The 12,671-nt window shown below is 49.6% G+C and carries 11 protein-coding genes; 5 read left to right on the forward strand and 6 right to left on the reverse strand.

The window, feature by feature from the left end:
• Positions 1–346: 346 nt before the first annotated feature.
• A complete protein-coding gene (locus F0L74_RS13060; RefSeq protein ID WP_149838297.1) occupies positions 347–1,537 on the reverse strand; it encodes a hypothetical protein in 1,191 nt (396 codons plus the stop codon).
• Between the two features lie 428 nt (positions 1,538–1,965).
• Between F0L74_RS13060 and F0L74_RS13065 the strand changes: the two genes are divergently transcribed.
• From F0L74_RS13065 to F0L74_RS13080, 4 genes are all read left to right on the forward strand, one after another.
• Complete coding sequence (locus tag F0L74_RS13065; protein ID WP_246197698.1) at positions 1,966–2,787, forward strand: helix-turn-helix transcriptional regulator; 822 nt, start codon at positions 1,966–1,968, stop codon at positions 2,785–2,787.
• A gap of 99 nt (positions 2,788–2,886) precedes the next feature.
• Complete coding sequence (locus F0L74_RS13070) at positions 2,887–3,372, forward strand: GNAT family N-acetyltransferase (protein WP_149838298.1); 486 nt, start codon at positions 2,887–2,889, stop codon at positions 3,370–3,372.
• Positions 3,373–3,390: 18 nt separating this feature from the next.
• Entirely contained in the window at positions 3,391–5,154 is a 1,764-nt protein-coding gene (locus tag F0L74_RS13075) for a DUF885 domain-containing protein (RefSeq protein ID WP_149838299.1), read from the forward strand.
• Between the two features lie 41 nt (positions 5,155–5,195).
• Positions 5,196–5,426: a hypothetical protein gene (locus F0L74_RS13080; protein ID WP_149838300.1), complete on the forward strand. Its 231-nt coding sequence runs from the start codon at positions 5,196–5,198 to the stop codon at positions 5,424–5,426.
• A 5-nt stretch (positions 5,427–5,431) separates the two neighbouring features.
• On the opposite strand, the gene F0L74_RS13085 is transcribed toward F0L74_RS13080, so the two are convergent.
• The gene (locus F0L74_RS13085) at positions 5,432–6,055 is read right to left on the reverse strand and encodes a hypothetical protein (RefSeq protein ID WP_149838301.1); all 624 of its coding nucleotides are present in this window, start codon (positions 6,053–6,055) and stop codon (positions 5,432–5,434) included.
• Positions 6,056–6,221: 166 nt separating this feature from the next.
• On the opposite strand from F0L74_RS13085, the gene F0L74_RS13090 reads away from it, so the two are divergent.
• Complete coding sequence (locus F0L74_RS13090) at positions 6,222–6,893, forward strand: suppressor of fused domain protein (RefSeq protein ID WP_149838302.1); 672 nt, start codon at positions 6,222–6,224, stop codon at positions 6,891–6,893.
• A gap of 8 nt (positions 6,894–6,901) precedes the next feature.
• Here the strand turns inward: F0L74_RS13090 and F0L74_RS13095 are convergent, their stop codons facing one another.
• From F0L74_RS13095 to F0L74_RS13110, 4 genes are all read right to left on the reverse strand, one after another.
• Positions 6,902–7,717: an SDR family oxidoreductase gene (locus F0L74_RS13095; RefSeq protein WP_149838303.1), complete on the reverse strand. Its 816-nt coding sequence runs from the start codon at positions 7,715–7,717 to the stop codon at positions 6,902–6,904.
• Between the two features lie 263 nt (positions 7,718–7,980).
• Positions 7,981–8,520, reverse strand: a complete 540-nt coding sequence (locus F0L74_RS13100; RefSeq protein WP_149838304.1) for a thiamine pyrophosphate-dependent enzyme — start codon at positions 8,518–8,520, stop codon at positions 7,981–7,983.
• 97 nt (positions 8,521–8,617) lie between these two features.
• The gene (locus tag F0L74_RS13105) at positions 8,618–9,262 is read right to left on the reverse strand and encodes a response regulator (RefSeq protein WP_149838305.1); all 645 of its coding nucleotides are present in this window, start codon (positions 9,260–9,262) and stop codon (positions 8,618–8,620) included.
• 9 nt (positions 9,263–9,271) lie between these two features.
• Positions 9,272–12,355: a ligand-binding sensor domain-containing protein gene (locus F0L74_RS13110; protein WP_213086955.1), complete on the reverse strand. Its 3,084-nt coding sequence runs from the start codon at positions 12,353–12,355 to the stop codon at positions 9,272–9,274.
• Positions 12,356–12,671: the final 316 nt, after the last annotated feature.

Raw genomic sequence — 12,671 nt, forward strand, 5'->3', positions numbered from 1 at the left:
GCAGGGATCAACTGCGGATGGTTTTATTAAAAAAACGGTTTAACATCCGATTAACCATTAAAGGATTTTTAAAGTTTAAGTTTGTAAGGCACGGTTATCAAACAGTGTATTTATCAAGTCACATTTAGTTTTCGCAGCATAGTTACTCGTCCCGAAAGGGAGGGGAGCATTATCAATCAGGGCGCAAAAAAGGGGCACCGTTACCGGTACCCCTTCTTTTTTTGCGTCAGGTGGAGAACCACCTCCATGAAAAAAAGGCCGCCTCTTATGGCTGAGGCGACCTTTGACGGTTATTTAGTGTAAGTATGACCCTCCGTTTATGGCGGCGTGGCACACTTAATCTATATTAATCCTTGAGTTTATGCAGGAAAGTAGATAAGCGGAACAGCAGCTCGTCCTGCAGGCCGGCACGCAGTTTGGCTTCCTCATCGGTAATGCCTAAACGGCGCAGGCGTTGATAATGTACATAAGAGCCGCCTATCAGTTCCAGGCATTCCTGGATCTTTTCTTTGATCTCCACTTCTTTTGAGCGTTTATCAAATTCTTTCTTGGTCAGGATTTTATCCACGAAGTAGAAATTATCCTTATCCTCTATCCAGTCTGTGCCTTCGCGGTGCTGGGGTTTATATACCTCCAGGTAGCAGCTGTCCAGGCGCAACATCTTGCCAAACTCGGTGCGTATATCTATCACGGTGGGCTTACCGGAGGCGGGGCCTGTCATTTTCTTCTTAATCAGGTTGCTGATGGCAACGCCCATTTCGCCGGCGCTCATCAGGATCTGGTTAAGCTCTGAGAATTCCAGTCCGATAGTGATACGGGTATAGCGGTTGCCGGTCCTGATCTTGCCAAACAGGTGGGGGGCTGCATGCTCATCGAACACGATGTCCTCTACATTCAGTTTGGCAATAGTGCGGTAGTTGGGGGTATACCCTTCTTCTACCGGCGTAGGCCTTTTAGCGGGAGCTTTAGCGGTTACCTGGCGGTGGCTGAACTGGATAAAATCATCCACGAAACGCAGCTGTTGCTTACGCAACCTGGCGTACATTTCATGGGTGGAATAATTGCTGATCTTGGTGAGGAGCGTCAGGTCGTTCCAGCTATCAAAATGCTGTACTTTTTTGAGCTCATCCAGTACGTCCACGGGGGCCATATTACGGCGGTAGAGCAGTTCGCCCACCAGGAATATGGCGTAATCATGCACCACATAACCCAGCTCAGGCAGCACGTCGTAGGGACTGCGTTTCTGATCGCGGGCGAGGTTCAACACTTCAACGTCTGACATAACCGGTGATAATAAATATGTTCTGGCTGCGGAGCGCAGCTTTTTGCTTACGTAGTCCAACAGGTGATCGTTCACCTGTCCATGATTCACAAAATCGTGCAGGATCTGTACAAAACGTTTGGATGCGGGAAGCCCAAACTGCGAAAGGATATCGTTCTCCATATCCCCCACGTCTTCTTTTCCTGGCTTCACGTGCCCATCCAGTTGCTGATAACGGTGATAATACTCCTGCAATTTCAGTTTTAGCTGATCCATATATGCTATATTATTTTATTATTTATACATTCATTAACAATCCGATCCGGCTGCTGCATAGCAATAGCCAGTTTTTCAAATACTTATAGTTGTTATAAGTACACAATCAATAACTGATTCATCATCAGTGAAATAATGGGTAGCGGGCTAGTAGTAGGTAAGTTTATATCTAAGGGAACCTTTGGGTTAGGTATAGTGTTTATCCCCTTGATTTTCAACTCATATTAATAGAAAAGCCCAGCAATCCGCCGAGCTAGTAAGTAGATTTTGCGAATGCAAATATAAGCATTTCCCCCGGAAAAGCCAACCGGAAGGCCGTAAAAACGGCCGCTTATCCCAAAAAATCAGCCTGTTTGCGCGGTGGTCATTGAGCGCCAGGATAATAGCCAGATCTGCTTATCCCAAAAAAATTGCGTGACCCGGCGGGCATGGATTACCTTTACCGGATGTCTATCCAGGCGGTACAATATGACAAAGGGGCTTATGTAGGGCAAAAGGTGCAGGAGCGGCATTTTGGGCCTATCATTACCACGGAAACAGTGTTCCCGGAGGGTTTATCATCCGACTGGCATTATCACAGCAATCCCCATTTTTCACATATCCTATCCGGCGGCAGCCGGGAAATTAGACCGGGTAGCGCGCAAGTGCAGGGAGCAGGCGCCGGGCTGTACTATTATCCCGGTATTGCGCACCAGAATGTGGATTACCGGCCAGGCACCCGCATTTTTAACATAGAGCTGGAACCGGCATTCTTTGATCAATACGGCAGCCTTATACCAGGCGAGTCCCTGATGCTGGGCAATCACCGTCCTATTAATACCAGCGGCCTGTTGAAGATCTTAAAAGAGCATTATCTCCATGATACCGAATCCGGGATAGCCATTGCGCAATTATGCCTGGGCCTGGTGCAGGATCATGCGCCCGCAGAGAAATTGTATCCAGAGTGGACGGAAAAGATCCGCGAGGTACTGAATGACCAGTGGGACGCGCCGTTGACACTGACACAACTGGCAGAACATTTATCACTGCACCCGGTTACCATCTCCCGTTACTTTACCCGCTATTTTACCTGTACGCTGGGCGAATATCGCCGGCGTGTAAAAGTAGAGCGGGCCTTGCCTATGGTACGGGAAGGCCGTTTATCGCTTACTGAAATAGCTTATAGCTGTGGCTTTGCGGATCAGGCGCATTTTACCCGCACTTTTCAGCATATTACCGGTTTGTTGCCCAAACAGTATAAGCACCTCTGACAGTCCCCCTCCTGAAAAGGCCGCTTATCTCCCATTAAAAAATTCCTCCAGGTTAAATCCATTCAATTCTGCGCCGGTATGCCCCGCTAATTTTGCCGTATGCAAACTGCTACCATACGGCTCATACAACCACAGGACGATCCCCAGCTGGCCATTATTATCCGGCAGGTGCTGACGGACTTTGGCGCCAATAAACCCGGTACCGCCTTCTTTGACGCAGGCATCGATCACATGTATCGCAGTTTCTGCACTCCTTCCGCCGCCTATTGGGTGCTTACGCAGGATGAGCAGGTACTGGGCGGGGCAGGCATCTACCCTACCCCTGGTTTGCCCGCAGGTTGCTGCGAGCTGGTAAAATTATACCTGCTGGCCGCTGCCAGGGGAAAAGGGCTGGGTAAACAGCTGCTGGAACAGTGTTGTATAAGCGCCGGGGAAATGGGCTTTACACAGCTGTACCTGGAAACGCTGCCAGAGCTGTATACCGCCATCCCCTTGTATGAAAAGATGGGTTTTGTTCACCTGTCTGCGCCGCTTGGGCAATCCGGCCATTATGGTTGTTCTGTTTGGATGATAAAGGATCTATAAAGCAAAAAACTACACGACATGTACCTTAAGCGATGGATTGTGTGCGTCTTGTTATTATCAGCCGCCAGCACCAGTTTTAGTCAGGCCCGCAACGAGGCCCTTCAGCGGGTATTTGAAAATTATTATCAGCAGCGGCTGGCGCTGTCACCGCTGGACGCCACTTTTAGCGGCGATCACCGGTATGATGATCAGTTACCGGCGGAGGGCGCCGCCAATACCGCCACCATGGCGCAGTTTTACCGGCGCTACCAGGATTCGCTGCGTTTATTCCAGCGGGAAAGCCTGGATATGACAGACCGCATCTCCTACGATGTGCTGCAGGCGCAGCTGCAAACCGGGCTGGATGCGGCAAAGCTGCACCTGGAGTACCTGCCCATTAACCAGTTTATCTCCACCCCCGCCCTGCTGGGCATGCTGGGCTCCGGCGCCTCCGCCCAGCCGTTTAATACCGTGCATGATTATGATAACTGGTTTAAACGGGCACAGGCCGCCGTACGCTGGATAGATACCGCCATTGCCAATTTTAACCAGGGTAAGGCCGCCGGGGTTGTGCTACCCAAGGCACTAGTGATAAAACTGATCCCGCAAATGGCGGCCCTGGCCAAAAATGACAGCAGCAACCTGTTCTACCAGCCGTTAGGGAAGATGCCGGCCTCCTTTACGACTACGGAACGGGCGCATATTACGCAGGGTTACCGGGAGGTCATAGGCGGGCAGCTGTTGCCGGCTTTTGACAAGCTGACCAAATATCTGCAACAGCAATACCTGCCAGCCGCCACTACCGCCTCCGGTTTGTATGCCCTGCCTGGCGGCAAGGAGATGTATGCCTATTGGGTGCATTATTATACCACTACCGACGAGACCCCGGAAGAGATCTACCAAACAGGCCTGCGGGAAGTAGCCCGTATTACCGGGGAGATGGAAGCGCTGAAAAAGCAGGTAGGTTTTAAGGGCAACCTGCAACAATTTTTCCACTACCTGCAAACGGACAAAAAATTTATGCCTTTTACCACCCCGGAGCAGGTGCTGAACGCCTACCGCCAGATCTACAAAAAGATCATGCCGCACCTGCCGGAATTGTTTGACGTTCGCCCTAAGGCAGGCTTTGAGATCCGCCGTTTTGAAGCCTTCCGGGAGGCCTCACAGGCCGGCCCCGCCTATACCATTGGCTCTATTGACGGCAAACGGCCCGGGGTGCTGTATGTACCCGTACCGGACGCCCGCAAGGTGAATGTTACTTTTTATGGCCTGGAAGCCACTTTTATGCACGAGGCCATCCCCGGGCATCATTACCAGATATCCCTGCAGCAGGAGAACACGGCGCTACCTACCTTCCGCCGGCAACCAGCCTTTAATGTATTCCTGGAGGGCTGGGCCCTGTATGTGGAGACGCTGGGCAAACAGCTGGGCTGTTATACGGACCCCTACCAGCAGATGGGGGCGGTTAATATGGAAATACACCGGGCCATACGGCTGGTGCTGGATGTAGCCCTCCATACCGGTAAAATGACGCGGGAACAGGCTATTGATTATATGATGCAGCATGAAGCAGTGAGCGAATCCATTGCAGTGGCAGAAGTGGAGCGTTATATGGCAGCCCCGGGACAGGCGCTTTCCTATAAAATGGGGTCTTTGAAGATCCTGGCGCTGCGGGATAAATACCAGCGGTTACTGGGAGCAAAATTCAGTTTGCGTAAGTTCCACCATGCGCTATTAACGCAGGGGGATATGCCACTGACAGTATTGGAAAGCTATCTTGACAAGTGGGCTGCCACATTGTAACTGCCAGTTTGTAATGGTACTGTATTTGCTGCTGAACTGGTATGAAAACACGTAAACTAACAGTACCCTATAAGGGAGAAGCGTACGATGTGGACATAGCCATCGTACACAAAAAAGCGGCAGAGTGTAGAATTACCGCCTGCGTAGCCGGACAGGAGATACTTTTTGTATCCAATAACAAAAACTGCAAGCACGCGGTATACCGTGAGAATATTATAGCAGAGGGTTTGATGGATGAGATAGGGAAACGCATTTGCGAGGAATGCCTGTAAGGTGTTTATACCGCCGGTTTAGGCATTCTCCTGATCTCATCCTTCAGCCATTTTGCAGCCTGGTCTTCCAGGGGCCGGCTGGATTGCCCCTGTATTAACCGTAAGCCCCATTTCCTGCCCGCCAGCTCAAACAAAGGCTTATCCTCCGTAATAGTCCACAACACATGGGGCTTATGACAAATGAGGAAACGGCAATCCCAGGTAAGGTAAAAAGGCTGTAAACGGCCGTTATACATGTTATGCGGGTTAGTTCCCCCTTCCTCCTGCGGCTCATCCTCCTTTTTCTGCAGCGGTTCTCCAAAAACCCAGAACCAGATGTTCTGCAGTTGATGAATGTATTCCACATACCGTACTTTTTCATAACCGGTGAACTGTAGTATCCAACGGTTGTTGTTACCGGCTTTAAGGAAAACGGGCATGCCATTATGGCCTTTTGTCCAGTTATTGAAATCGCCACCGCGCACCAGGTTAAAACCCAGTTTGGTGAGCCGGTTGGCTTGTATACGAAGGGGCTCTAATTGCAGGCACAAATGAGGCAGTATGGGGTAGTGATGCTCCGTTACTTTTACCACTTCCCGTCCCAGGGCAAAGTAGTTACCCAACCTGGCCTCCTCTAATTCCACTGGCATAAACTACAGGTTAATTTTCTCCGTAAAACTAATATTTTTAGCAAAACAAAGAAAAACCGTTTGATCTATGGCATCCCGTGTTTACAAAAAGGTAATATAGTTATGCAGATATAGATATGAATTTCTTTTATATTGTAGTTTCATCCCAACCTAATCTGATCATTTTATGAAAACTTACCAGGAACATTTTGAGGAGAGCTGTGCGTTGCGTGACAGCTATTGGCAAGCTGCGGGAGCGGTGGACGCGGACGTAATGGCCCCCGTAATAAACCCTGCGTTCATGGGCGGCCCCGCCTGGCCATCCCTGCGGCAGGCTTACCTGACCATACGCCGGCCAGAGACGACCATTATGGCCAGCGACGGTTTAAGTGATCCTTATGAGGATATGGACAGCAACCCTGACAATGCGGAGTACAATGGCTTTGGACTGGAAGTCTATGTGGTAGCCGAAAAAGTGACCGGCAGTATACAGGGTACCTGGGAGCTGCAGCTGTTAATGCAGGCGGCAGAGATCCTGGCGCGGCAAGGTAATGTGGTAAGCCTGCTGGATGAGCTGACCTACATCACCACAGAATTTTACAATGTAGATGTACCAAAGGAGTTTGTAAACAGCGAGGGCCGTATAGGCGCTATCTTTGGGCTGCCGGATGAGCAACTGCCCGGCATGCTGGAACTTTCGCTGGAGCCGGTAAAGATGGTGAATGTAAAGTTGCTTACCCTGGCAGAGCTGAACTATATTGTTGAGCATGGAGAGGCCGGCCGCATGAAGGTAGCGGAGCTGCTGATCCAACAAGGTAATGCCACCTTATCTTCCCTGAGCAGGCCATCTGTAATATAATTACCCGTTTACCTGGAGCGCACGCCGTAATAGCCGTTCATAAGCATATCAAAAACAGCGGCCGGCAGCATACATTTGAGCGTAGGTATCATGGTCTGGGCCAGCCGGCCGGAGAAGTAGCGGTGCGCCGGGTTACGGCTTTCCACGATGCCGCAGAGCTTTCTGGCCAGCCCTTCCGGGCCGGGCGCCGCGTACTTATCCTTTTTTGCTTTGGATACCGCATTCTCGTAATCGCGCTGCAGCCCCGGATCATCCAGCACAAAACCCGTTTTGCTGTCGTTATGGGCAAAGCCTGATTTAAGATCGCCGGGGTTAATGACCACTACTTTTACGCCGGTAGCGCGCAGTTCCATACGGAGGGTATCTGAATACCCTTCTATAGCGTATTTAGAGGCGCTGTACATGCTTTGATAGGGCCAGCCGGATAAACCCGCCAGGGAGCTGATATTTACGATAAGCCCCTGCTTTTTGCCGATCATACCGGGTAATACGGCGCTGCACATACGAACAACGCCAAAGAAGTTCACTTCAAACTGTTTTTTTGCCGCAGCTACCGGCATGGTATAGGCAGGGCCTGCGCTGTAATTGCCCGCATTGTTCACCAGCACGTCCAGTTTACCTTGTGCTGTAATGATCTTTTCTATTGCGTTACTTACTGAGGCATCGTCTGTCACATCCAATTGAATAGGGCGGAAGGGTACTGTGCTTATACGTTTCAGATCGCGCGTAGAACCGTAAACAATATGGCCTTTGAGGTGTAATGCAGTGGCACAGGCAAAACCGATACCGGATGATGCGCCTGTAACCAGGATCACTTTCTTCATTTACTGATGCAATTAATTTTTCTGATGCAATTAATTTGATACAGTAAAGCTAAAGGCAATTGAGCAGTCACAACATCACCAAACCCGGGTACCCCGGGAAAAAGGAAACCGGCATGCGCCAGGCCAATAAGCGCATACCGGATATTTTCAATAAACGACGGGTTTCCAGCAAGTGTGAGAGTCGGGGTTATTACACAATGGTTTGTTCTTCTGTTCTATGTCTGTTAGTCTATTGTTCTACTGTTCTATATGGATAATATATTCTATAACACGGCCTCTACCAGGAAAGCGCCTTTCCTGCCAATGGCCTTACTGAAATGCTGATTAAAATCTTCCAGGGTGGCTACACAGCTAGCCTCCAATCCTATTTCCGCGGCAATTGTTTGCCAGTGCCAGCGCTGCCTCACTGCTTCCGCAGCGTGTGAATACATGACCATGGTAATATCCAGGTTGCCGCGTGCGATGATCCTTAATGCCAGCAGATTATCCATAGCGCTGCCCCCAGCGGCCAGGCACAAGACCTTTCTGCCAGGGCTTGCAATGGCCACGCCCAGGCTAATGCTGAGCATACTGCTCTCCGGCCCTGCCGCCTGCCACAGATAATCATGGAAGCGGCCGTCGTGGGCCAGGTTTGGATAAGGCCAATGAGCGGACAAGGATTCATCACAGATGATCGTATTCTCCGGCAGGTGCCGGGCTGCGATCCGTATAATATTTTCAGGGGTCAATGGACCATCCTGGGGCGCCGCCTGCAAGGATTGGGTTAGCCCAGGCGTGCTTTTAATAACTTCCCTCCCCGTCATGTATAGCCTATCTTTTGATTTAATAACAGGGGCAAAAATAATTTGCCGGAGGAAGCTATCCTATCACCAAAAGCGGTGATCAGATACCAATACGGGGTTATACAATACGCTGGTTAATGGCCAGCGCCACCGTTTCGGTAAGCGAGCCTACGCCCAGCTTTTCGTAGATGTGTTTCATGTGGCTGCGTACTGTCTCGTAACTGATATTGAGATCGCCGGCAATCATTTTATAACTCTGGCCATTGACCAGGCAGGCGATGATCTCTTTTTCGCGGGGTGTAAGCTTATAATCCACCACTTTATCTTCCGTTTTAGATGCATTCTGCTGCAGCACGCGGAATACTTTACGCGCAATACCGGGGCTCATGGGCGCACCGCCAGCCAGTACATCCTTGATGGAATCGATCAGCGTGGTATTGATCTGGCCTTTGATCACGTAACCGGAAGCGCCGGCGATGATAGATTCATAGATACGCTCTTCGTCTTCAAAAACGGTCTGCATCAGGATCTGCACGGCGGGCACTTCTTTTTTGAGGCTTTTTACTGCTTCAATACCGTTAACGCCGGGCATTTCAATATCCATTAACACTACATCCGGCTGGCATTGCAGCACATCTTCGACACAGTTTTGCGCGTTTTCAAAAACGCCTACCAGTTCAAACAAAGGATCTGTGCCCAGCAGTAAGGCAATACTGTTCCGGATACTACTGCTGTCGTCAAACATCGCTACTCTTACTTTCATACTTTACGTTTAAATATTAAATATTAACCGGATGGCGCATCCCGCTCCGGGCGCGCTGTTTATATCCAGCCGGGCATTCAGTTCGTCTGCCCTGTGTTTTAAGTTAACCAATCCGTTCCCCGACAAGGATTCCAGGCGGCGCTCCGGCGCTGACGCCGGGTCAAAGCCCGCTCCGTCATCCTTTACTTCCATCTCGATGACATTATGCTGGCGCAGCCTGATAGCGACGTCCAGGTTGCGGCAATTGGCATGTTTGATGGCGTTATTAATGGTTTCTTTGAGTATGAGGTAAAAATTCTTGCGCACTACCATGGCCAGGCTTGTTTGGGCCAGCTTCTGATCCGCCTCCAGGGAAAAACATATACGTTTGGCGTCGCATAAAGGTTGCGCGTAGGCCCTGATCCTTTCCACAATACTGGTAAAATTATCATTGCGGGGATTAATCGCCCATACGATATCCGCCATTTCCTGGATCATACCGGTAGAGGATTCCCCTATGGCCAGCAGCACTTTTTTCAGATCGTCCGGTTTATTTTCTTCGTGATAGATCTTGGCTACTTCGCTGTAAATGCTGATGCTGCTAAGGGTAGCGCCCACATGATCATGCAGGTCCTGGGCAATCCGGTTCCGCATGGCCTGGCGTTTAAGCATTTCCTTGATGCGGTATTGATAGAACAGGTATCCCAGCGAGAACACAAACAGGAATACGAGCAGGTAAAACCACGTGGTACTCCAGAAAGGCGGCAGTATTACAATGGCCAGGGTTTCGAAATGCTGCACCTTACTGCCCCGCCAGTTGCTGGCCTTTACTTTAAAACGGTATTTGCCGGGCTCCAGGTTGGAGTAGCTGGCCACATTCTGTTTGCCGGCGGCTACCCAGCCTTTATCATACCCTTCCAGCATATAGGCATAGTTGAGATTATCCCCGCTGTATTCCGGCGCTGCATACTCTATGGAAAAATAGTTCTGGAAATGGTTAAGCGTGATCTCCTTCTTCTGCAGCAGCTGGTTATTGGATTTGTCAAAGATCCTGAAGTCTGTGAAATATACTTTGGGCTCATTCCAGATTCCGGCTACTTTATCCGGGCTGAAACTGAGGTAAAAATTCTCTCCGCCCGCATACAGCGTGTGATCCTTATCCTTGTATATGTAGCCCATGATGCCGCCATTGGTCTGGAGGCTGGGCAGATCATAACAGCTATATGTTTTGGTAGCAGTATCATATTTATGCAGGTGACCGTTGCAGATCATCCAGATATTGCCCTGTTTATCCGATTGCAGGCCTTCTGTAAGGTTGCTGGATTCCGCGATATGCATGAAGCTGCGGGCAGAGGGCTGGTAGTAGTTTAAACCGCCGCCATAGGTGCTGATCCAGAAATTGCCCCTGCCATCCTGCTGAATATCATATACATCGTTATTGCTGATAGAGGCATTGTTGCCCGTATCATAGGTGTGATATTGTATAGGGGTAAGGTCCTGTGGCTGCCATTCTCCCAGGCCGGATTTGTTGGTAGCCAGCCAGAGGGCGCCGCGGGTATCGCGGTAGAATTTCCGGATCATATTATCCCGGATATTGAAATGCCGTACGATGTTCCGGGTAGTATCCACGCGGGACACCCATTTTTTGTCTACCAGGTCATAATACGCGAAATACCTTCCGTAAGGCAATACCAGTAGTACCGGGTGCTGCGCGATGGTATCCCGTACTACAGATACAATGCGGGAACCGGTAAGATGGCGCATAAGCGGATCATTTTCCGTATTGGGCAGCAGCGCTACGGTATTGGTACGCTCATCATACCTAAACAGGGAATAATCCGTGCCTATATAGAAGCTGCCATCCACATCCTTATAGAATTTAGTGACGGATAATTCCTGGCCTTTATAAATGATCTTACGATGCTCATATGCGGCGCCATCGCGGCGTTGCACATAAATACCATCGCTGGTGCCTATCCATAGTGTATGATCTTCATCCTTATAGAAATCGTATACATACACGTCTACATCCTTACTGGTTTTAGGGAAGACATGCTGTTCAAAAGGCGCAAACAGGGGGTTCAGGTAGCTGACGCCCAGGTTAGTGCCTATCCATACGATACCGCGGCTGTCTATATATACATCATTCACATGGTCATTGACCAGGGATCCATCTGCCGATGCACTATGCACGTAGTGATAAAGGGTATCCCTGTTCCTGTCGTACACGGTAACGCCCTGGTCTTTACCCGCCATCCAGATACTGCCTGTCCTGTCTTCCGCGAATGCAGCTATTTCGTCTGATGGATAGGCTTTCTCTGCCGCTGCACCGGCGGGCTGGCGATATACGGTATTGCTCCAGGAGCTAAACCAGTAGTTCTGTTTGCTGTCTTTAAAAATGGCCGGGATAGCCAGATGGGGCAATCCGGCATAAGCGCCCTGGTAACGCTGATCTTCCCGTGACCGGAGAGTACGGGTATTGATCTTTAGCAAACCACCTTCTGCCCGGCCTGCCAGCAGCGTATCGCCGCTATCCATAAGGAGGGAGAGGATGCAGCAGGATGTATGCTGCTGTACGGGCATATCGAATTTTTCTGTCTTTTTATTGAACCGTATGGGATTGCTGCCGGTGGTGGCCAGCCAGAGGTTACCCAGGTGATCTTCTGCGATCTTATTCACCCCTTCGCCCGGGAAATTGGCGGAATCACGGGCATTGTAGACGTATTGTTTGAATTGCTGTGCTGCGGGCAGGTTGTAGTTATAGCGGATGAGGCCCGCATCTTCTGTGGCGATCCATATAATGCCGTCCTTATCTTCATAGAGGTCGTTAATGGTATTGCCTGCAATACCCGGCTTTTTGTTATAAGGCTCATTCTTAAAAACGGTAAAATAGCGGCCGTCATAGCGATTCAGGCCATCTTCCGTGCCAAACCACAAAAAGCCGCGCTTATCTTCCAATATGCAGTTTACCTTGTTATGCGACAATCCATTCTCGTGCCTGAGCGTCTTAAAAAAGGGTAAAACTGTCTGGGCGCCTGCGGAAATGGGTACAAACAGGAATACAAACAGGACAAAGCGGATATGGCATAACATCTCCTGGTTCTTAATTTTCATTGTTCTCTAAGTTGTAACCGCGCTATCTACCTCGCAAAAATATCTCAATGCCTCCGGGTGCATTTTGTTTTGCGGTTCTATATTGTTTGTTCAATAGTTCAAAAAGTTGGCATCAACAAAAGAAGGGGGCTTCTTTTCCTGATACAGTTTGCTCAGATCTTAAGCATCTCTATCTGACATATATCTGATAAGGGCCGGAAAATACCTGAAAAACAATGCTTTCAGATACCCATTATACTACGATGATCTTGTGAATATGGTTTCCCCGAAAGGTTTTAAGACTGCAAATATAATGGTGTAATTGAGTATCGCGCAA

It is taken from the genome of Chitinophaga agrisoli, from assembly GCF_008386695.1.
GTDB classification, from domain to species: Bacteria; Bacteroidota; Bacteroidia; order Chitinophagales; family Chitinophagaceae; genus Chitinophaga; species Chitinophaga agrisoli.

Excerpts from the sequence above, each read along its gene's own strand:
- F0L74_RS13060 (WP_149838297.1), bottom strand. The coding sequence starts at position 1,537 with ATGGATCAGCTAAAACTGAAATTGCAGGAGTATTATCACCGTTATCAG.
- F0L74_RS13065 (WP_246197698.1), top strand. The coding sequence starts at position 1,966 with ATGGATTACCTTTACCGGATGTCTATCCAGGCGGTACAATATGACAAA.
- F0L74_RS13070 (WP_149838298.1), top strand. The coding sequence starts at position 2,887 with ATGCAAACTGCTACCATACGGCTCATACAACCACAGGACGATCCCCAG.
- F0L74_RS13075 (WP_149838299.1), top strand. The coding sequence starts at position 3,391 with ATGTACCTTAAGCGATGGATTGTGTGCGTCTTGTTATTATCAGCCGCC.
- F0L74_RS13080 (WP_149838300.1), top strand. The coding sequence starts at position 5,196 with ATGAAAACACGTAAACTAACAGTACCCTATAAGGGAGAAGCGTACGAT.
- F0L74_RS13085 (WP_149838301.1), bottom strand. The coding sequence starts at position 6,055 with ATGCCAGTGGAATTAGAGGAGGCCAGGTTGGGTAACTACTTTGCCCTG.
- F0L74_RS13090 (WP_149838302.1), top strand. The coding sequence starts at position 6,222 with ATGAAAACTTACCAGGAACATTTTGAGGAGAGCTGTGCGTTGCGTGAC.
- F0L74_RS13095 (WP_149838303.1), bottom strand. The coding sequence starts at position 7,717 with ATGAAGAAAGTGATCCTGGTTACAGGCGCATCATCCGGTATCGGTTTT.
- F0L74_RS13100 (WP_149838304.1), bottom strand. The coding sequence starts at position 8,520 with ATGACGGGGAGGGAAGTTATTAAAAGCACGCCTGGGCTAACCCAATCC.
- F0L74_RS13105 (WP_149838305.1), bottom strand. The coding sequence starts at position 9,262 with ATGAAAGTAAGAGTAGCGATGTTTGACGACAGCAGTAGTATCCGGAAC.
- F0L74_RS13110 (WP_213086955.1), bottom strand. The coding sequence starts at position 12,355 with ATGAAAATTAAGAACCAGGAGATGTTATGCCATATCCGCTTTGTCCTG.